The sequence below is a fragment of the Microbacterium terricola genome (assembly GCF_027943945.1).
Taxonomy (GTDB): domain Bacteria; phylum Actinomycetota; class Actinomycetes; order Actinomycetales; family Microbacteriaceae; genus Microbacterium; species Microbacterium terricola.
Map to the genome: position 1 here is coordinate 2,441,498 of NZ_AP027141.1, position 19,035 is coordinate 2,460,532.

Annotated in this window: 20 protein-coding genes and 1 tRNA gene; 6 read left to right on the forward strand and 15 right to left on the reverse strand. The window is 72.2% G+C overall.

The window, feature by feature from the left end:
* The first annotated feature begins 26 nt into the window (after positions 1-26).
* Positions 27-1,610, forward strand: coding sequence for a phytoene desaturase family protein (locus Microterr_RS11630; protein WP_263797774.1), 1,584 nt, complete (start codon positions 27-29; stop codon positions 1,608-1,610).
* Positions 1,611-1,616: 6 nt separating this feature from the next.
* Here Microterr_RS11630 and Microterr_RS11635 read toward each other — a convergent pair whose 3' ends face one another.
* Positions 1,617-2,495 (reverse strand): hypothetical protein, encoded by an 879-nt coding sequence (locus tag Microterr_RS11635; protein ID WP_263797773.1) that lies wholly within the window; start codon positions 2,493-2,495, stop codon positions 1,617-1,619.
* Positions 2,496-2,577: 82 nt separating this feature from the next.
* On the opposite strand from Microterr_RS11635, the gene Microterr_RS11640 reads away from it, so the two are divergent.
* The gene (locus Microterr_RS11640) at positions 2,578-2,796 is read left to right on the forward strand and encodes a hypothetical protein (RefSeq protein ID WP_263797772.1); all 219 of its coding nucleotides are present in this window, start codon (positions 2,578-2,580) and stop codon (positions 2,794-2,796) included.
* A 58-nt stretch (positions 2,797-2,854) separates the two neighbouring features.
* On the opposite strand, the gene Microterr_RS11645 is transcribed toward Microterr_RS11640, so the two are convergent.
* The 3 genes from Microterr_RS11645 to Microterr_RS11655 all read right to left on the reverse strand — a co-directional run bounded on the left by Microterr_RS11645 (position 2,855) and on the right by Microterr_RS11655 (position 4,437).
* Positions 2,855-2,939, reverse strand: a tRNA-Tyr gene (locus Microterr_RS11645).
* Between the two features lie 89 nt (positions 2,940-3,028).
* Positions 3,029-3,940, reverse strand: a complete 912-nt coding sequence (locus tag Microterr_RS11650) for a PfkB family carbohydrate kinase (protein WP_263797771.1) — start codon at positions 3,938-3,940, stop codon at positions 3,029-3,031.
* A complete protein-coding gene (locus Microterr_RS11655) occupies positions 3,937-4,437 on the reverse strand; it encodes an FBP domain-containing protein (protein WP_263797770.1) in 501 nt (166 codons plus the stop codon). Before Microterr_RS11655 ends, Microterr_RS11650 begins: the two co-directional genes overlap by 4 nt.
* Positions 4,438-4,521: 84 nt before the next feature.
* On the opposite strand from Microterr_RS11655, the gene Microterr_RS11660 reads away from it, so the two are divergent.
* Together Microterr_RS11660 and Microterr_RS11665 are read left to right on the forward strand one after the other, a co-directional pair.
* On the forward strand, positions 4,522-5,010 hold the full coding sequence (locus Microterr_RS11660) for a YajQ family cyclic di-GMP-binding protein (RefSeq protein WP_263797769.1): 489 nt from the start codon (positions 4,522-4,524) through the stop codon (positions 5,008-5,010).
* Between the two features lie 430 nt (positions 5,011-5,440).
* Complete coding sequence (locus tag Microterr_RS11665) at positions 5,441-5,899, forward strand: hypothetical protein (RefSeq protein WP_263797768.1); 459 nt, start codon at positions 5,441-5,443, stop codon at positions 5,897-5,899.
* Between the two features lie 12 nt (positions 5,900-5,911).
* Here the strand turns inward: Microterr_RS11665 and Microterr_RS11670 are convergent, their stop codons facing one another.
* Genes Microterr_RS11670 through Microterr_RS11690 form a run of 5 tightly spaced genes read right to left on the reverse strand, consistent with a single transcriptional unit; the run spans position 5,912 to position 10,674 of the window.
* Positions 5,912-6,877 carry an alpha/beta hydrolase gene (locus tag Microterr_RS11670; protein WP_263797767.1) on the reverse strand — a complete coding sequence of 322 codons (966 nt, stop codon included), beginning with the start codon at positions 6,875-6,877 and terminating at the stop codon, positions 5,912-5,914.
* Positions 6,878-6,894: 17 nt separating this feature from the next.
* Entirely contained in the window at positions 6,895-8,268 is a 1,374-nt protein-coding gene (locus Microterr_RS11675; RefSeq protein WP_263797766.1) for an FAD-dependent oxidoreductase, read from the reverse strand.
* A gap of 43 nt (positions 8,269-8,311) precedes the next feature.
* The gene (locus Microterr_RS11680; RefSeq protein WP_263797765.1) at positions 8,312-9,367 is read right to left on the reverse strand and encodes a polyprenyl synthetase family protein; all 1,056 of its coding nucleotides are present in this window, start codon (positions 9,365-9,367) and stop codon (positions 8,312-8,314) included.
* A gap of 10 nt (positions 9,368-9,377) precedes the next feature.
* Complete coding sequence (locus tag Microterr_RS11685; protein WP_263797764.1) at positions 9,378-10,109, reverse strand: demethylmenaquinone methyltransferase; 732 nt, start codon at positions 10,107-10,109, stop codon at positions 9,378-9,380.
* A 22-nt stretch (positions 10,110-10,131) separates the two neighbouring features.
* Positions 10,132-10,674: a DUF402 domain-containing protein gene (locus Microterr_RS11690; protein ID WP_263797763.1), complete on the reverse strand. Its 543-nt coding sequence runs from the start codon at positions 10,672-10,674 to the stop codon at positions 10,132-10,134.
* 23 nt (positions 10,675-10,697) lie between these two features.
* On the opposite strand from Microterr_RS11690, the gene Microterr_RS11695 reads away from it, so the two are divergent.
* On the forward strand, positions 10,698-11,948 hold the full coding sequence (locus Microterr_RS11695) for an isochorismate synthase (RefSeq protein WP_263797762.1): 1,251 nt from the start codon (positions 10,698-10,700) through the stop codon (positions 11,946-11,948).
* Between the two features lie 169 nt (positions 11,949-12,117).
* Complete coding sequence (locus tag Microterr_RS11700; protein ID WP_263797761.1) at positions 12,118-12,876, forward strand: class I SAM-dependent methyltransferase; 759 nt, start codon at positions 12,118-12,120, stop codon at positions 12,874-12,876.
* Between the two features lie 192 nt (positions 12,877-13,068).
* Here Microterr_RS11700 and Microterr_RS11705 read toward each other — a convergent pair whose 3' ends face one another.
* From Microterr_RS11705 to menD, 6 genes are all read right to left on the reverse strand, one after another.
* On the reverse strand, positions 13,069-13,899 hold the full coding sequence (locus Microterr_RS11705) for an ABC transporter permease (RefSeq protein WP_263797760.1): 831 nt from the start codon (positions 13,897-13,899) through the stop codon (positions 13,069-13,071).
* Complete coding sequence (locus Microterr_RS11710) at positions 13,896-14,912, reverse strand: ABC transporter ATP-binding protein (RefSeq protein WP_263797759.1); 1,017 nt, start codon at positions 14,910-14,912, stop codon at positions 13,896-13,898. The genes Microterr_RS11705 and Microterr_RS11710 overlap by 4 nt, the downstream gene beginning before the upstream one ends.
* A gap of 78 nt (positions 14,913-14,990) precedes the next feature.
* On the reverse strand, positions 14,991-15,902 hold the full coding sequence (locus Microterr_RS11715; RefSeq protein WP_263797758.1) for a permease prefix domain 1-containing protein: 912 nt from the start codon (positions 15,900-15,902) through the stop codon (positions 14,991-14,993).
* Positions 15,899-16,252, reverse strand: coding sequence for a PadR family transcriptional regulator (locus Microterr_RS11720; RefSeq protein WP_263797757.1), 354 nt, complete (start codon positions 16,250-16,252; stop codon positions 15,899-15,901). The genes Microterr_RS11715 and Microterr_RS11720 overlap by 4 nt, the downstream gene beginning before the upstream one ends.
* 88 nt (positions 16,253-16,340) lie before the next feature.
* Entirely contained in the window at positions 16,341-17,204 is an 864-nt protein-coding gene (locus tag Microterr_RS11725; RefSeq protein WP_263797756.1) for a polyphosphate kinase 2 family protein, read from the reverse strand.
* Positions 17,205-17,237: 33 nt separating this feature from the next.
* A complete protein-coding gene (gene menD / locus Microterr_RS11730; protein ID WP_318528821.1) occupies positions 17,238-19,034 on the reverse strand; it encodes a 2-succinyl-5-enolpyruvyl-6-hydroxy-3-cyclohexene-1-carboxylic-acid synthase in 1,797 nt (598 codons plus the stop codon).
* Position 19,035 lies beyond the last annotated feature (1 nt).

The following is a 19,035-nucleotide window of genomic DNA, read 5'->3' on the forward strand; positions in this document are numbered from 1 at the left end:
CTATCGGCCGCGCTACCGTGGGCGGCATGCCCGACACCGCGCCCGCCACCCACGACGTCGTCATCGTCGGCGGAGGCCACAACGCCCTCGTCGCCGCGGCCTACCTCGGCCGCGCCGGACTCCGTGTCGTCGTGCTCGAACGCCTGGGCCACCTCGGCGGAGCCGCCGTGTCGCAGCATCCGTGGTCCGGCGTCGACGCCCGCCTCTCGCGCTACTCGTACCTGGTGAGCCTGCTCCCCCGCCGCATCGTCGACGACCTCGGCCTGCGGGTCGAGCTTCGCCGGCGCCGCTACTCGTCGTACACGCCCGACCCGGCCGACCCGTCGCGGGGCATCCTCGTCGACACGGCGGATGCTGCCGCCACCGCCGACTCGTTCGCCCGCACCACGGGCGACCGTGCCGAGTCCGACCGGTACGCCCGCTTCACCGACCGGCTGGTGCCGCTCGCGAAGACCCTGTTCCCGACGATGACCGAACCGCTGCTGACCGCCGCGGAGCAGCGGCGACGGCTCGGCGACGACGCCCTCTGGGACGACGTCGTGACGAACCCGCTCGGCGGGATGCTGCGCCGATCGCTCGCGACCGATCTCGCCCAGGGCATCGCCCTGACGGACGGGCTGATCGGCACGTTCGCGACCGCGGACGAGGCGAGTCTGCGGCAGAACAAGTGCTTCCTGTACCACGTCATCGGCGGCGGCACCGGCGACTGGGACGTCCCCGTGGGCGGCATGGGCCGGGTGAGCGCCGAGCTCGAGCGGGCTGCCCGCGACGCGGGCGCCGAGCTGCGCGTGGACGCCCCGGTCACCGCGATCTCGCCCGACGGGGAGGTCGAGGTCGGCGGAGAGCGCCCGGAGACGCTGCGCGGGCGCCTCGTGCTGAGCGGAGTGGGTCCCGCCGTGCTGGCCCGACTGCTCGGCGAGGACGGCGACCCCACAGGCCCCGGTCCGGAGGGCGCCCAGGTGAAGGTGAACATGCTGCTGCGGCGGCTCCCCCGGCTGCGCGACACCGCCGTCGCGCCGGAGGCGGCGTTCGCCGGCACCTTCCATGTCAATGAGACGATGAGCCAGCTCGACGCGGCGCACGCCCAGGCGGCGGGCGGCAGCATCCCCGATCCCCTGCCCGCCGAGATCTACTGCCACTCGCTGACGGATCCGTCGATCCTCGGCCCCGAGCTGCGAGCCGAAGGTGCGCAGACGCTCACTCTGTTCGGGCTGCAGGCGCCGCACCGGCTCGTCGCGGATGCCGATGGGGATGCGGTGCGCTCCGCTCTGCTGGCCGCGGCGCAGCGGTCGCTCGACAGCGTGCTCGCCGAACCCATCGCCGACTGCCTCTACCTCGCACCCGACGGCACGCCGTGCATCGAGGCGCGGACGACCGCCGACCTGGAGCAGTCGCTCGGGATGGTCGGCGGCGACATCTTCCACGGCGAGCTGTCGTGGCCGTGGGCCGAAGACGGCGCCGACCTCGACGGCGCGGCCGCGCGCTGGGGCGTGGCGACCGCGCACGACCGGGTGCTCCTGTGCGGCTCGGGCGCGCGGCGCGGCGGCGCGGTCAGCGGCCTCGGCGGGCACAACGCGGCGATGGCCGCGCTCGAGCTGCTCGGGCGCTGAGCCCGGTCAGGGGCGCGGCGGCAGCGGGGGCGGCGGCGGGAAGCCCTCGTATCCCGGAGCCGACGACGTCTGCTGCGGCGCTTCGGGAGCGGGTGCGTGGACCGTCGGGTATCCCGTGTAGTACGCGTTCCAGTCCGGCGTGCCGTCGGGCATGACCGGCAGCGGCGTGTAGCCGTCGACGTACGTCGGCCAGGCCTGCTGCGGCGCGGGCGGCGCGGTCTGCACCGCCTGATGCGGGTGCGGCGCGAGCGGGCGCGGCTTGCGAGGCGCGAAGAGCGCGTTGACCAGCGGGATGAGCGCGGTGCCGACCGCGGCGAGAATCGCGACGGCGACCACGATGCGCCAGTAGATGTCGAGGAACCGCACGTACTCCGACATCACGAGCGGCACGATGAGGAGGGCGGCGAGTCCGACGACCAGCGCGATCGTGACGATGCCGACCACCTGGGTGAACGTCGTGCGGTGCCGCTCGAGCGCCTTCGAATAGAGGCGGATGTGCAGCAGGGCCAGCTGGAGGATCAGCACGATCAGCAGGAACTGCATGAACCGGCCGATGCCGCCGAAGTAGTGGCGCTCGGGCATCCAGATGAACACGGCGCCGATGATGAGCGCGACCACCCATGACCCCATGCTCGCCAGCGCGAACCAGGTGGGGCGGCGCGGCGCGAGGTGCGCCTCCAGGATCGAGATGCCGCCGAAGCCCGCGAGCAGCAGGATCGTGAGGAATGCCCGGCCGACGATGCCGTTCTGCGTGCCGATGAGCACCCACACCACGCACACGAGCGCGGCGGCGATGAGCGCGCCGATCGCGACCCAGATCGCGGCGCGCAGCAACGGGCTCCGCTGCTCGTCGACGGTCGGCGGGTACGGTGCGGGCACGGTCATGGCGATCCTCTCCGGCAAGGGCATGTGCCCTCATCCTGGCATGGTGCCATGCTGGAGCAACCTCGACCACGAAGGAGTGCGCATGCCCGGCAAGTTCGACCTCACGACTACGACACTCGAGCAGCTGCTGGCCGATCCGGAGTCTCGGGCCATCCTCGCGGAGCTCGCTCCCGGTCTCGCCGACGACCCGATGCTCGGCTTCGTGAAGGCGATGCCCGTCGAGCAGGTGCTCGCACTCGCGGGAGGCCAGCTGGATCCCGCCGTCGTCGCTCAGCTCAAGGAGCGCATCGGCGCGCTGTAGCCGCCGCATCCGCGCCTGACACGCAAGAAGCCCCCGTCGAGCGGGGGCTTCTTGCGATTGGTGGCGAGTGAGGGATTCGAACCCCCGAATGCTGAGCAGTCTGATTTACAGTCAGATCCCTTTGGCCGCTTGGGTAACTCGCCAGGCGCGCACCCGCCCGGCTTTTGCAGTCGATCGGAGGCGCGATCACCTATATTACTCTGCGCCGGGCGATGCCACGAACCACGATCGCTCAGGTGCCGAGACGGTCGAGATCCATGCCCTCGACCGCCGACGGCAGACGCAGCAGCGCACCCTCGAACCGGCAGGTCGCCGCTGCGACGTCCATCGCCTGCTGCAGCACCTCGCCCCACGCGTCCGCGCCGTCCGGGGTCGCCTCGAGCAACCAGGCGATGGTCGCCGCGAATGCTGCGTCGCCCGCTCCCATGGTGTCGACGATCGCGCCGGGCAGGTCCGAGATCGGGCGGGTGACCGCATCCGTCCCCGCTTCGATGGTGGCGCCGCCGGCGCCCTCCGTCGCGAGCACGGCGGCTGCGCCCAGGCTGATGACCCGCTCGCGCAGCCAGTCGAGCGGCTCGCCGTAGAGCAGCGCCGCGTCGTCGTCGCCGACCTTGACGAGCTCGGCGCGCGCGGCGAGCGACTCGAACCCGCGCACGAACTCGGCGCGGTCGCTCAGCATCCCGGCCCGAGGATTCGGGTCGATCGCGAGGCGTGCGCCCTCGCAGGCCTGCGCGAGCTCGAGCGTCTGCGCGACGTCGTCGAACGGGTAGCAGCTCACCGCGACGACGGGGGCGGCGGCGATCGCAGCGCGCTCCCGGTCGCCGAAGTGGATGCGGCGGCCCTTCGCCGCGACGTTGAACTCGTACTGCGGCTCACCGCCGCCGCTGCGCACGCTGACCGCGCGTGAGCTGCCGTGCGGGCCCCGCGTCTCGATCAGCTCGACGCCGAAGTCGCCGAGGAAGGCACGGATCCGCTCCCCCGCCTCGTCGTCGCCGACCATCGCGATGAGCGCCGCCGGAACGCCGAGGCGGGTGAGGCCGACGGCGACGTTGAGCGCTGCGCCGCCGACGAACTCCCGGACGCCGCGGTCGTCGCGCAGCTCGTCGATCAGCGCGTCGCCCACGACGACGACGGGGGCGGTCATGCCCGGCTCCGCGCGGTCTCGGCGACCTGCTGCACGAAGGCCTCGGCGCGGCGCCGGGTGCCGTCGATCCGGCGGTCGACGCTCGCCCGCACCTCGTTCGGCGCCAGCGGGGCGGCCAGCCGGACGTTCTCGTGGCAGGACAGGTCGGCGCAGAGGTAGGTGCCGACGCTGTCGCCGTGCTCCCCCGCCGACCCGGCCTTGCGGGCTGAGAACAGCGACACCTGGTCGGCCGGCTGCATCGTGTGGCACACGTTGCACATCGCCGACCGGGCGCGCGAGCTGCCCTCGGCGGCGCGCAGGGCGATGCCCGTCGGCTCGCCGTCGATCTCAGCGACCACGTAGCCACGGCCGCGCGTGCGCGGGTCGCGCCACGCGAAGAAGTCGAGGTGGTCCCAGTCGAGCAGCACGAAGTCGTGGGGCAGCTCCATGAGCCGCAGGTCGTCCGGCGAGGCGTTCACGATCGACGCCCGCACTTGTGCTTCGGTGAGCGGTCGCATCGCCCCAGTCTACGAACGCCGTGTCCGCACGGGCAGGGGGCGATGACGGATGCTGCGCCGAGAGGCCGTGGCTAGACTCGGCGCATGGCTGATTCATCCTTCGACATCGTGAGCAAGGTCGACCACCAGGAGGCCGAGAACGCGCTGAACCAGGCCCGCAAGGAGATCGAGCAGCGCTACGACTTCAAGGGGACCGGCGCGTCGGTCGAGTGGAGCGGCGAGTCGGTGCTCATCAAGGCGAGCACCGAGGAGCGCGCCAAGGCGGTGCTCGACGTCTTCCAGTCCAAGCTGATCAAGCGCGGCATCTCGCTGAAGAGCCTCGAGTCGGGCGAGCCCTTCGCCAGCGGCAAGGAGTTCCGCATCCTCTCGACGATCAAGGACGGCATCTCGTCCGAGAACGCCAAGAAGATCGGCAAGATCATCCGCGACGAGGGCCCCAAGTCGGTCAAGTCGCAGATCCAGGGCGACGAGCTGCGCGTGCAGTCCAAGAGCCGCGACGACCTGCAGGAAGTGCAGCGCCTGCTCAAGGCCGCCGACCTCGACGTCGACCTGCAGTTCGTCAACTACCGGTAAGCGTCAGCGGCGCCTGCTGCGACCGGCAGCGACGCCCATGCCGATCGTGGCGAGCAGCAGCAGCATCCCTGCCGCGAGGATGACGTACACCTCGACGGATTCGTCCATGCCGTCACCGTAGCGCTCCCCGCGCACCCTGCGCGTGGCCGATCGGTGACCACCGCATGTCCATTCACCCCGCCCCGGCCCCGCCGGTAACCCGGCCGGTTCACCTCTACCGGGTCCCCGAACCCCGTTCCAACCCGTTCACCTGTCGCAATCGGCGGCAGAACGCGCAGATTGCGACAGGCGAAGGGGCCGACCCGTGCTGGGCTCACCCCCCGCAGCGAAACAGGGCGCCGTCGCGCTATCCGAGCGGCATCGTGCCGTCAAGCCCCTCGTCCCTCCGCCACCGCGGGCGCAAAGTGGATGCTGGACGAGAGGACACGCCATGAGCGACCCCCGAGACGACAGCATCTCCACCACTGAGAACGAGTTCGAGGCGCCGGGCGCGAACTATCCCGACAGCGGCAAGGCCGACGCCGCTCCACGCGACGAGCCGCCCTTCGAGCCCGCGACCCCCATCGACGTCCCGGTGGAGACGACTCTCCCCGAGGGTGCGGATCCCCGCGACCACCACGGCCAGGACGGCACCCGCAACACGCTCACCGCCGGGCAGGCCCAGCACGAGATGGCCGGTCAGGCCGAGCAGAACGTGCCCGTGATGTCGCAGAACAACGCCACCGAGGACGAGAAGTTCGACGGCATCGTCGCGCAGACGCGCATGGACGTCGCCAACGAGCCGCTCGACCGCATCGCCGAGGTGCTGCACCAGCGCCTCGAGCAGGCCGGCATCTCGCTCTCCGACGAGGAGATCGGCCGACTCGCCGAGCGCGTCGCCGCTCCATGACCCACGCTCGGCTCAGAGCACGCCGGTGACCCAGCGCCGCAGCATCCGGTAGGCGCTCGCGCGCGGCTCCGGCCGCGACAGGAAGACGTCGTGAATGGCGCCGTCGATGCGGCCGATCGTGACGATGGAGCCGAGGCGAGTGGCTGCTCTCGCGATGTCGTCGACGACGAGGACCGAGTCCGACGACGTCATCTCCTCACGCCAGCTCAGCGGGGGCGTCGTGCGGGTCGAGAGGAGCACGAGCGCGGGGCATCCCACCTCGATCCGCGCGGCGACGCGGCGGTGGCCTTCGAGGATCGCGGCGAACCAGCCCGGATGCGTCGGAAAGCCCTGCGGCGGGCGCCACGCCGACTGATAGCCCGGGACGGGCAGCGCCCCGACCTCGGTCTGCGCCCGGGTGTAGAAGCCGAGATCGAGGACCGGGTGGGTTCCGAGCGGGTCGAAGCGCGCCCGCACCCCCACGATCGGGGCGAGGGTCTGACGGGCGATCGCGCCGATCTGCAGCTCGAGCCACGGGCTGTTCAGCACGAGCGCGTCGGCGGCCCGCGCATGCCGCGAGGCCCACAGCGCCAGGATGAGGCCGCCGGTGGAATGCCCCTGCAGCACCAGGCGCCGGCCCGAGTCCATCTCGGCTCGCGCCGCGGCGATGTCCTCGTCGTACGTCTCGAGGTCGGTGATGTACCCCGGGGTCTGCCCGTCGCGCAGGCTGCGCCCGTACTTGCGCAGGTCGAGCGCGTAGAAGCGCGCGCCGAGGTCGTTCCAGAACTTCGCGACCTCGGTCTGGAAGAAGTAGTCCGACCAGCCGTGGACGTAGAGCACGTCGACGTCGCGCAGCGGCCCGTGACCGAGACCCAGGAAGGACCGCGGCAGTCGGCGGACGAGAGTCGCGACGACCGGGCCCTCGGCATCAGCCTCGAGGGGCAGCGTCAGCTGCTCGAACCCGTCGCCGAGCAGGTCGGGCTGCCATGCTCCGGTCATGGCGCCAGCCTAAGGGGCTACTCTCCCCGCGAGACGCGCACCATGTCTTCGCGCGGCACGACCTTGACCCGCGCACGCTCCTGCGGCGCTCCGAGCCCGATCTCGTGGGCGTCGAGACGGTGCCAGCCGTCGAGGTCGGTCCAGCGCGCACCTCGCTCGGCCAGCAGGGCGGGGATCGCCTCCGGCGAGGGATCGGCGGGAGTCCACCACGAGCCCTGGTCGTTGATGACGTGGCTGATGGTCTCCATCGCGTCGGACTTCGTGTGGCCGATGAGTCCCACCGGTCCGCGCTTGATCCAGCCCGTGGCGTAGACGCCCGGTACCCGCTCGTTGGAGTCCTGCCGCAGCGCCTGGCCCTCGTGGTTGGGAATGACGCCGTGGCGCTTGTCGAACGGGATGCCCGGCAGCGGCGAGCCGAAGTAGCCCACCGCGCGGTACAGCGACTGGATCGCCACTTCGCGGATCTCGCCGGTGCCCACGACGCCGCCCTGGCCGTCCGGCGCGGTGCGCTCCCAGCGCAGCGCGGCGACCCGGCCCTGGTCGTCGGTGACGACCTCGAGCGGCTTCGCCCAGAAGTGCAGGTGCAGCCGGCGCGACGCCGTGCCGCCGGCGTTGTTGACGGAGTCGCGCTTTCGCCACGACTGCAGCACGCGGTCGATGACCAGCACCTGCTTGTTGCTGGCGATCGCCGCCTTCGACGCCTCGTCGTAGTCGAAGTCCTCGTCGTAGACGACCATGTCGACGTCGCGCAGCTCGCCGAGCTCACGCAGCTCGAGCGGCGTGAACTTCACCTGCGCGGGACCGCGCCGGCCGAACACGTGCACATCGGTGACCTGGGATGCGGCCAGCCCGGCGTGGACGTTGTCGGGGATCTCGGTGACCAGCAGATCCTCTGCATGCTTGGCCAGCATCCGCGAGATGTCGAGCGCCACGTTGCCGTTGCCGATGACGGCGACGGATGCGGCGTCCAGCGGCCATTCGCGCGGCACATCGGGGTGTCCGTCGAACCAGCTCACGAAGTCCGCGGCGCCGTACGAGCCGACGGCGTCGATGCCGGGGATGTCGAGGTCGGTGTCGCGGATCGCGCCGGTGGCGAAGATGACCGCGTGGTAGTGCCGCTTGAGGTCGTCGAGGGTGATGTCCTCTCCGTAGCGGACGTTGCCGAACAGGCGGATGTCGCCACGGTCGAGCACCTCGCGCAGCGCCGTGATGATGCCCTTGATGCGCGGATGGTCGGGCGCGACGCCGTAGCGGACCAGCCCGTACGGCGCGGGGAGCTGCTCGAACAGGTCGATCGAGACGTCGAACTTCCGCTCTGCCTTCAGCAGGATGTCGGCCGCGTAGATGCCGGCGGGGCCTGCGCCGACGATGGCCAGCCTGAGCTTGGTCATGGTGGTTCCTTTCACTCCGCTCCCCGACCCGGTCGGGGGCAGGTCAGCTGCTGCGGTCGGCGACGGCCTGGGCGAAGCGGGTGAGCGCCTCCCGCACGGGGCCGTCGGGGAGCGGCGCGAGGGCGGCGATCGCCTCGGCGGCCCACTGCTCTGCGAGCAGTCGCGTCGCCTCGGTGGCGTCGTGGTCGCGCAGCGCGGCGATGTCGTCGTCGAGGATCGAGGGGTCAGCGCCGTCGGCGATGCGGGCGACACCCGCGTCGATGCGCTCGCGCAGGGCGATGGCGCCGGCATCCGTCCGCTGGTCGAGGATCAGGTACGGCATGGTCGGCACGCCCGCACGGAGGTCGGTGCCAGGCACCTTGCCCGTCTCGCCGGGGTCGTCGGAGAGGTCGATGACGTCGTCCATGAGCTGGAACGCGACGCCGGCCTTCTCGCCGAACGTGATCAGGGGCTGCTCGTACTCGGCGGGGGCGCCGGAGAAGATCGCGCCGGCCTGCGCCGAGGCGGCGATGAGCGACCCGGTCTTGTCGGAGAGCACCTGCAGCGAGAACGCGACACGGTCTGCGCCCTCTTCGGGTCCGACGGTCTCGTGCAGCTGCCCGAGCACGAGGCGCTCGAAGGTGTCGGCCTGCAGCCGGATGGCGTCGTCGCCGAGGCGCGACATCAGCACGCTCGCGCGCGAGAACAGCAGGTCTCCGGTGAGGATGGCCACGCTGTTGCCCCACACGGCGTGGGCGCTGGGCACCCCGCGGCGGCGGTCCGCCGCATCCATCACGTCGTCGTGGTACAGCGACCCGAGGTGGGTCATCTCCAGCGCGGTGGCACCCTGGATGACGGCCTCGGTGGCGCCGTCGCCGAGCTGAGCGGTGAGCAGGGCGAGCATCGGACGCACGCGCTTGCCGCCGGCCTCGTAGAGGTAGCGGCCGGCTGCGTCGGCGATCGCGTCTGCGCTGCGCAGCTCGCGGGCGAGGGTGCGGTCGACCTCCTCGAGCCCTGCTTCGACGGTCGACAGAAGCTTGCGGGCCTTGGTGCCGGCGAAGATCCGGTCGGTCAGGCCCAGCTTGCCCGCGATACGCGAGCTCGACGCCGAAGGAGACACGCCTTCCAGCCTACCGGGCGGGCTCGGTCGCCGGTTTGACTGCCCTGTGCAGGGCGACGATGCCGAACGAGAGATTGCGGTGGGCGACCTCGGTCCAGCCGGCCTCCCGCATCCACGCGGCGAGGGTCTGCTGGTCGGGCCAGTCCTTGATCGACTCGTTGAGGTAGTCGTACGCCTCGGCGTTCGAGCTCACGCTCTTCGCGACGACCGGGAGGATGCGGTCGTTGTAGAAGCGGTAGAGCCCGTTGAACGCGCGCGACGGCGGCTGCGAGAACTCGCACACGACGATGCGGCCGCCCGGCTTGGTGACGCGCAGCATCTCGGCGAGCGCCTTCTTCGGCTCCACCACGTTGCGCAGGCCGAACGAGATCGTGACGGCGTCGAACGCGTCGTCGTCGAACGGGAGAGCGGTCGCGTCGGCCTCGACGAACGACAGATTCGGGATGCTGCCGTGCCGCCGACGCCCCTCGGCGATCATGCCGGGTGAGAAGTCCGCCGCGACGACCTCGGCGCCGCTGCCGGCGAGCGCGACCGAGCTCGCGCCCGTGCCTGCGGCGAGGTCGAGGATGCGCTGACCACGACGCGGCGCGACGGCGCGGGTGGTGGCTGCGCGCCAGAGCCTGTCGTTGCCGAGGCTGAGCACCGTGTTCGTGCGGTCGTAGCCGGGGGCGACCTCGTCGAACATGCCGCTCACGCGCGCGGGGTCTTTGCCGAGGTCGGCGCGATTCGGTTCGGGGCTCACCCCATCGAGTGTAGGCGGGCGCTCAGGACGCGGTGAGCTCGGTGAGGCGCTGGAGCCAGTGTGCGGCGGTCGCCTCGTCGAAGGGCGGTTCGTGCGCGGTGACCTGTCGCTCGAGGTCGAGCGCGACCTGCTCCAGGCGCGCGACGACGTCGGGCGGGTAGCCGAGGGCGACCCGGTGCTCGTCCCATTCGTCGCGGTCGTCGATCCAGATTCCCTGGCCTTCACGGTCGATCACGTCGAGGTCCATGTCGATGCCGACCGGCTCGCCGGTCTCGGTCCAGCCGGCATCCCAGGCCAGGTCGATGTAGACGCGCGTCAGGTGACCGGGCGCGTTCATGGTCAGCACCCACTCGCCCGCTGGCGGCACGAGGCTGACGTTCGCCTGCGCGGCGATGACCTCGCGCCCTGGCCGGTGACTGCGTGCGCCGGCGACCTGACCGACCCAGTCGCCCCACCGGTCGCTGCCGAGATAGACGCAGTCGTGCACCCAGTGCACCGACCCATCCCACTTGCGCCAGCGGAACAGCAGGCGGGCGCCGGGCGCCGGGCGGACGAGGTCGGTCACGGTGCGAGTCTAGGCTGGATGCCGTGACCGTCTCCGCTGCTCCTCGGCTGCTCGTGGACACCCGAGAGATCGAGTCCGTCGAAGACCTGCTCCCCTACACCTCGGCGTCCCATCCCGTGGTGTGGAGCCGGCGCGGCGAGGGCATGGTGGGCTTCGGCGAGGCTCTCGTGCTCGAGGGTGGTCCTGACCGGTCGCCGCTCGGCAGCCAGTGGGCAGCAGTTGCCGCGGCCGCCGAGGTGCACGACGAGGTCGGCCTGCCTGGCACGGGGCTCATCGCGTTCGGGGCTTTGGCCTTCGACGCCCGGTCGGGTCGCCGCAGCGTGCTGAGCGTGCCCCGCGTCGTCGTCGGCCGGCGCGGCGGACGCTCGTGGGTCACCACGATCCGCACCCCCGACGATGACGCGGCCGCCGTGCTCACCGAGACGCCCTACGGCCCGCACTGGTCGGGCGGGGTCGGACCGGGCGAGCAGACCGCGGCCGGCTACATGACATCGGTCCGCCGCGCGCTCGAGGCGATCGGCGCGGGCGAGGTCGAGAAGGTCGTGCTCGCCCGCGATCTGCGCGGCACGGTGCCCGCCGGCTCGGATCTGCGCCGGCTCGCGCGGGCCCTGGCCTCCGAGTACCCCGACACCTGGACGTTCGCCGTCGACGGGCTGATCGGCGCGAGCCCCGAGACCCTGGTGACCGTGCACGGCGGCACGATCACGGCCCGGGTTCTGGCCGGGACGACCCCTCGCGGGGCCGACGCGGACGCGGACATCACCGCATCCACCGCCCTCGCGACGAGCGTCAAGGACCTGGACGAGCACGAGTTCGCGGTGCAGAGCGTGCTGGCATCCCTGCGGCCCCACACCCGCGCGCTCGTCGCGAGCGAGGCGCCGTTCACGCTCAAGCTGCCGAACGTGTGGCACCTCGCGACGGACGTCGAGGGCGAGCTGGGCGGCTCGGCCTCCGCGCTCGACCTCGTCGCGGCCCTGCACCCGACGGCGGCGGTGGCCGGAACCCCGGCCGACGCGGCGATCGACCTCATCCGCCGGCTCGAGCCCTTCGACCGCGGGCGCTACGCCGGGCCGGTCGGCTGGATCGACGCAGCCGGCGACGGCGAGTGGGCGATCGCCCTGCGCTGCGCCCAGTTCGACGTCGACGCGGCCTCGGCCGCCGGCATCCCGGTCACGGCCTACGCGGGCGCGGGGATCGTGACGGGCAGCGACCCGGAGACGGAGCTGCTCGAGACCCGGGTCAAGTTCCGCCCGATCGTCGACGCCCTCGCGTAGACGCGGGGTGCTCGCACACCCCCCTTATTTCACGTCGACCCCACCCCGAATCGTCGAGCCCACCCCGTATGCGCGGGGCGCTGAGGGTGGGCTCGTGCCCAGAGGGTGGGGTCGGCGATCTGGCGCATGGCTCGTAGATCCCGCGCGCGGCTCGACCTACACTGCGGGCATGTCGTTCGACGTCGCGGCGGAGGCCTACGAGAGCTTCATGGGGCGGTACTCCCGCCCGCTCGCGGTGCACTTCGCGGACTGGTGCCGACTGCCGCTGTCAGGTCGCGCGCTCGACGTCGGCTGCGGACCCGGCGCGCTGACGGAGGTGCTGACCGCCCGATGGGGCGAGGCGAACGTCGCGGGCATCGACCCGTCGGCGAGCTTCGTCGCGGCGGCCCAGGCGACGTTCCCCGCCGCCGACATCCGCCACGGCGGCGCCGAGTCGCTCCCCTTCGCCGACAGCACCTTCGATGCGACGATGGCCGAGCTCGTCGTGCATTTCATGACGGATGCGGCGGCCGGCGTCGCGGAGATGCGCCGCGTGACGCGCCCAGGCGGCATCGTCGCGGCCTGCGTGTGGGACTTCGCCGGCGGCCGCGCGCCGCAGACGCGGTTCTTCCAGGCACTCAAGGCCGTGGCTCCCGACGTCGAGGATGAGACCGCCCGGGTGGGTGGACATGACGGCGACCTCGGCCAGCTGCTGACGGATGCGGGGTGCACCGAGGTCGTCTCGGGCGAGCTGGCGGTGCGGGTCGACTATCCGGGCTTCGACGCGTGGTGGGAGCCGTACACGCTCGGCGTCGCGCCGGCCGGGCGACAGCTCGCCGCGCTCGACGGGGCCGCCCGCGAGCGCGTGCGCGCCCATGCCCGAACCCTGATGCCCGAGGGTCCCTTCACGGTCTCCGCGACCGCATGGGCCGCTCGCGCCATCGCCTGAGCGCCGGCCCCCGCGCGACCCCGAACCCGCGCGACCCCACCCCGACGCGCCGACCCCACCCCGACGCGTCGACCCCACCCCCAAGCGCCGACCCCACCCCGTGCTCGCGGCGAGCACAGGGTGGGGTCGCGCGGAAGGGGTGGGGTTGCCGCACACGCGCGGCGCGGCGCCCCGGGCCCACCCCGCCCCGGGTCAGATCGAGCGCTGGTAGGCCCGGATCGAGCGCACGGCCCAGGTGAACGCGAGGGCGGCGAGCAGGGCGAGACCGCCGGCCTGCCACCAGCCGGCCTCGGGATACGCACCGTTCAGCCCGCCACGGCCGAGCTCGACCGCCCAGGTCATCGGGTTCCAGCGCGACACGCTCTGCACCCACTCGGGCAGCAGCGCCGCCGGCATCATCGTGGTCGACAGGAAGGTCGCGGGCAGCACGATCAGCTGCGACAGGCTGATCAGGGCGATCTGGTTGCGGGCGATGAGGGCCACAGCGCTCGACGCGCAGCAGAAGATCGTCGCCAAGAGCGTCGCGACGCCCAGGGCCATCAGCATCCCGCCGAATCCGCCGGGGTAGCGTGCGCCGGCGAGCCAGCCGATCCCGAGCACGACGAGCGACTGCACGAGGTTCACGATCAGCTGCTGCACCAGCTGGCCGGTGATGATCGCGGTGCGCGAGATCGGCGACGTGAGGTACTGGTCCATCACGCCGGAGGTGATGTCGTCGATGAAGCCGGTGCCGGCCCACGCCCCCGAGTAGAGCACCGTCATCATCAGGATGCCGGGCACGAGGTAGCCGATGTAGCCGCCGGTGGCGGTCGATCCCTCGAACACCGGCAGCGCGCCGAGTGACGAGAAGACCTGCCCGAACAGCACGATCCAGATCACCGGCTGGATCAGCGACATCACCGGCCCCCAGGCCTGACGCAGCGACGAGATGAGCCAGCGCCGCAGCACCTGGCCCGACTGGGTGAACCACCCCGCCGTCGTCGGGCGGATTGCGGTGGCGGGTGCGAGGGCGATGGCGCTCATGCCGCTGCTCCTGTCGTGAGGGCGGCCGCTGCCGCGGGGCCGAAGGTGTGGCCGACGAAGTGCAGGTACACGTCGTCGAGGGTGGGATGGGATGCGGCGACCTGCCCGAAGCGGACGCCCGCGGCATCCAGAGCAGCGATCACGGCGCCGACCGCCGCCGAGGCGTCGTCGGTGCGCGCGGCGAGCACGCCGTCGACGCCCGAGGCCTCGACGAGCACGTCGCGGAGTCCGGCGACCCCGCTGATGGCGGCACGGACGGCGACCGGGTCGGGCTCGATGAGCGACACCCGCAGGGAGTCGCCGTGCAGCGCGGCCTTGAGCTCGGCCGGGGTGCCCTGGACGACGGCGCGGCCGGCGTTCACGATCAGCAGTTCGTCGGCGAGCCGATCGGCCTCCTCCATGTAGTGCGTGGTGAGCACGACGGTGAGCGCCTCCTCAGCCGAGAGCCGGCGGATCTCGGCCCACATCGCCGCCCGGGCCTCGGGGTCGAGGCCGGTGGTGGGCTCGTCGAGGAACAGCACCTGCGGACGGTGCACGAGGGCGGCGGCCACGTCGAGGCGGCGGCGCATGCCGCCCGAGAACGTGCCGACCGGACGGCGGGATGCGTCGGCCAGCCCGAACTCGTCGAGCAGACGCGCGGCGCGCGCCCGGGCATCGGCAGCCGTCGCCCCACGCAGCCGCGCGGCGATCTCCAGGCTCTCCGCCGCGGTCAGGATCGGGTCGGTGCTCGACCCCTGGGAGACGTACCCGATGGACGCGCGGACAGCATCCGGCGCGCGGAGCACATCGTGCCCGGCGACCCGGGCGGAGCCTGCGGTCGGGGTGGAGAGCGTCGTGAGGATCTTGGTGGTGGTCGACTTTCCTGCGCCGTTCGGGCCGAGCAGCCCGAAGACGCGACCGGCCGGCACGGTGAGACTGAGGCCGTCGAGCGCGCGGACCTCGGGGCGGCGACCTCGGCCGCGATAGACCTTGACGAGATCGTCGGCGACGATCGCCTGAGTGTTTCCGGGCATGGCGAAGCATCCCTTCCTTCGTGGTTCGGTGAATGGGCCGCTGCGCGGGCCGCGCAGCGGTGGAACGGAACGGAGCCGTTACGGGTTGGGGCGGTCCCCGAAGAGCATGCGGGCGAGCACGAGCATCATGACGGCGAAGCCGCCGGCGAGCGCGAGGAGACCCCACCACCAGCCGACGGTGAAGACGAGCACCGCGATGACCGCGAACGTGACGAGCCAGATGACGGCGGTGTAGATGCCGAAGCGTGCCGCCACCTCCGGCTCCTGCTCGAACCGGTTGCCGACGTGCGCGTGCTCCAGGTTCGCCTGGCGCACCCATGCCTTGTGGCGGTTCGTCTGACTCGCTCCGAGGAAGGCGAACAGGACGATCGCCGCGATGACGCCGAGCGCCGCGAACACGATGCCCCACACGGGCATGGCGCCCAGCGCCACGATCGCGCCGAAGCCGAGCCCGAGCGCGCCGAGGAGGGTGGCGAGGAAGTACCCGCCCGCGCGGTTCGGCGGCATCGGGTGGTTGGTCGTCGTCTCCTGCGAGAGCGAGTCGCCGACCAGCAGGGCCAGCCCGGTCGACGCGTTCCCCATCAGACCGATGATCGCTCCGAGCGGCAGGGGCAGCACACCGGTCGCCCCGAGGAGGGCGACGGTCATGCCGACGACGAAGAGGGCCGACCACAGGACCGCGCGCACGACGAACCCTGGTTTGGGGCGCACCCGGTGACGCAGCTGCAGCGCGGCGTACGACTCGGCTGCGGCGGCCCCGCCGACGGTGTTCCCGGCGCCGGTGCCGGCGCCGTCGACCAGTTCACGGACGTCGCCGAGCTCGGCGATCGCCTGGCGCGCCGCATCCGACGAGGACTGCCCTGCGGCCTCCAGCTCTTCGACGCGTGCGACGAGGTTCGCGCGCATCTCCTCCTTGAGGTCTTGCGCGTCGGGCGTCATCGCGACTCCGGCGAAGGCCTCGTCGAGGAGGCGGTGGATGTCGGTGGTCATTTCTCTGTGCCCTTCACGTCGAGAAGCGAATCGATGATGCGGCGGGTGGCGACCCAGGCCGCGACCTTGCCGCGGTAGACCGCGCGGCCCGCGTCGGTGATGCGGTAGTACTTGCGGCGTCCGCCCTGGGTCTCGTCGCCCCAGTAGGACTCGGCGAGGCCGTCCTTCTCGAGGCGCCGGTACGTCGCGTAGAGCGTCGCCTCTTTGATCTCGTGGTCTCCCCCGGTGGCGTCCCGGATGGCCTTGTAGATCTCGAAGCCGTAGCGGTCGCCGTCACGGAGCACGCCGAGCACGATCGTGTCGGTGTGGCCGCGCAGGAGGTCGGCGGCGAAAGCGTCATCTTGTGTCACAGCAAGTACTGTATCAGATCAGGTACACCATGACGCAAGAACTTCGGATGCGGTCACCGCCCGCATCCGATCGAGGCCCCCGGGGGCGTCAGCTCGCGGCGAGGCGCTTCTTCTCGGCCTTCACGTCGAAGGTCGCGGCGGGCCACTGGGGGTCGATGTCCTCGAGCGCGTGCAGCAGCAGGGCCTGCACCGCGAGGCGGGCGTACCACTTGGAGTTCGCCGGCACCACGTGCCACGGGGCGTTCGCGGTCGAGGTGCGGTCGAAGACGGTCTGGTAGGCGTCCATGTACGCCGGCCAGAGCTCGCGCTCGTCGACATCGCCCGGGTTGTACTTCCAGTGCTTGTCGGCGCGGTCGAGCCGTTCCGCCAGCCGCGCCCTCTGCTCGTCCCGCGAGATGTGCAGCATCACCTTGACCACGCGGGTGCCGCCGTCGGTCAGTCGCTTCTCGAAGTCGACGATCGCCCCGTACCGGCGCTCGATCTCGTCCTCGGGCGCGAGCGAGCGCACCTTGCCGATCAGCACGTCCTCGTAGTGCGACCGGTCGAACACGCCGATGAACCCGGGAGCCGGCACCCGCTGCTCGACCCTCCAGAGGAAGTCGTGCGCACGCTCCTCGTCGGTCGGCTTCTTGAAGGCGGTGAGCGCCACGCCCTGCGGGTCGACCGAGCCCACGACGTGACGGATGATGCCGCCCTTGCCGGCGGAGTCCATCGCCTGCAGCACGAGCAGCACGGCGGCGTTCGTCGCGTCGGCGCGACTCTCGGCGTACAGCCGCTCCTGCAGGTCGTCGAGCGAGAGCGCACCTTCGGTCAGGTCGACCGCCCCGTGCTGCTTGCCCGCGTCGTAGCCGGGCTTCGTGTCGGGGTCGACGTCGGCGAGCGTGAACCCCTTGCCCACGCGCAGCAGCTTCGACGGCTCTGCGGTCCAGTTGGTGTGACTCTTGACGCTCATGCCGCCATCATGGCGGACCGGCGCCGCCCGGCTCTAGCGGGAGAGCGCGACCTCGATGATCTGGCAGCCGCCGAGGGGCGCGGTGAGCGCCTGGTCGAGCGCGGTGCGGGTGGTCACGCGCTGGTACTCCCAGCCGTAGGCGATCGCCAGGTGCTCGAGCCGCGCGGCCTGCGGTGTGTAGAGCACCCGGGTCATCGCGTCGGAGCCGGCGACACCTGCCACCTCGAGGTCGTCGAAGATCGTGCCGCCGCCGTCGTTGCCGACGACGACCTGGAGGCGCGGCTCCGTCTCGCCCGGAGACAGCAGCAGCGCGCCGACGTCGTGCAGGAACGCCAGGTCGCCCAGCAGCAGACGGGTGACGCCCGGTCCGCCCGCCGACTGGCTGGCGAGGGCGATGCCGAGCGCCGTCGCCACAGTGCCGTCGATGCCGGCCAGGCCGCGGTTGGCGTGCACGGGCACCTTCTTGCCGCCGAGCACGGCGTCGGCGACCCGCACCAGGCGGGACGAGCCGAAGACGAGCCGGTCGTGCGGCCAGCTCGCCCGCCAGACGGCGTCGACCACGGCGACGCGGTCGAGCGGCGCCCTGATCACCTCGAGCTCGGCGGAGATCGCCTCCAGGCGCGTGCTCGGCACGGCGGAGGAGAGCCCGTCGGCGTCGGGCGCGGGCGGCGTCAGATCGACGGATGCTGCGCGCGACGCCTGCAGCCAGGCTCCGAGCCATTCCCGGTCGGGGTCGCCCCAGGCGACCGAGACCGTGTCGATCGCGATGGTCGCGCCGTTGAGGTTGAGCGGCTCCCCCGGCCCGCGCACGGCCAGCACCTCGACGTCGTCGCGCGACAGCAGGCCGACGACCTCGCGGCTGAGCGTCGGGTGGCCGAGCACGATGGCCCGCTCAACCCTGCCGCCCAGCGAGGGGTCGCGAAGCAGGTCGCGGTAGCCGTGGATGAGGTAGCGCCCGAATCGCGCGCCGCTGACGATCTCGGCGACGAGCGGCCAGCCGCCGGCGTGGGCGAGCGCCTCGGCGTCCTCGCCCGCGTCGGCCCCGGCGATCACGACCGTGCGAGGGCCGCGCTCCAGCACGTAGGGGTCGTCTTCGGTCGGTGTCGGCAGGTCGGCGCCGCCGATGCCGCCACCGCCCTGGTACAGGGCGCCCAGGGTCTCGTCGGCCGCGACCTCCTCTTCGGGCGCGGCGTCCTGGTCGACGGACGCCGTGACCTCGAGCTCCGCCGTCGGTGCACCGAGCCACGCCGGCAGCGAGCCGGCGAGCGGCTCGCGGAACGGGAGGTTGAGGTGCACGGGTCCGGGCGAGCGGGTGCCGTCGCCGAGGGCGGCCGCGAGCGCCTCCGCGGCGACCTCGCGCAGCATCCGGCTCTGCTCTCCGCCGCCGTCGGGGTCGTGCTCGTCCGGCACCGGCAGGTCGGCCTCGAGCCGCACGTTGGGGGCGAACATGCCGGGCTGCCGGGTGGTCTGGTTCGCGCCCACGCCGCGCAGCTCGGGCGGGCGGTCGGCGGTCAGCAGCAGCAGCGGCACCCCGGCGTGGTGAGCCTCGAGCGCCGCCGGCAGCAGGTTCGCCGCGGCGGTGCCGGACGTGCAGATCACGACCGCCGGGATCCGGCTCTCGCGCCCGATGCCGAGAGCGGTGAATCCGGCGACCCGCTCATCGGTGCGCACATGCAGCGAGATGCTGCCGCGCTGCTCGAGTTCGGCGGCGACGAGGGCGAGGGCCTGCGAGCGCGACCCGGGGCTGAGCACGACGTGCCGCACCCCGCGCTCCACGAGCGCCGCGAGGAGGGCGGCGGCGGCATCCGTCGCCGGTGACGCGATCGTCACC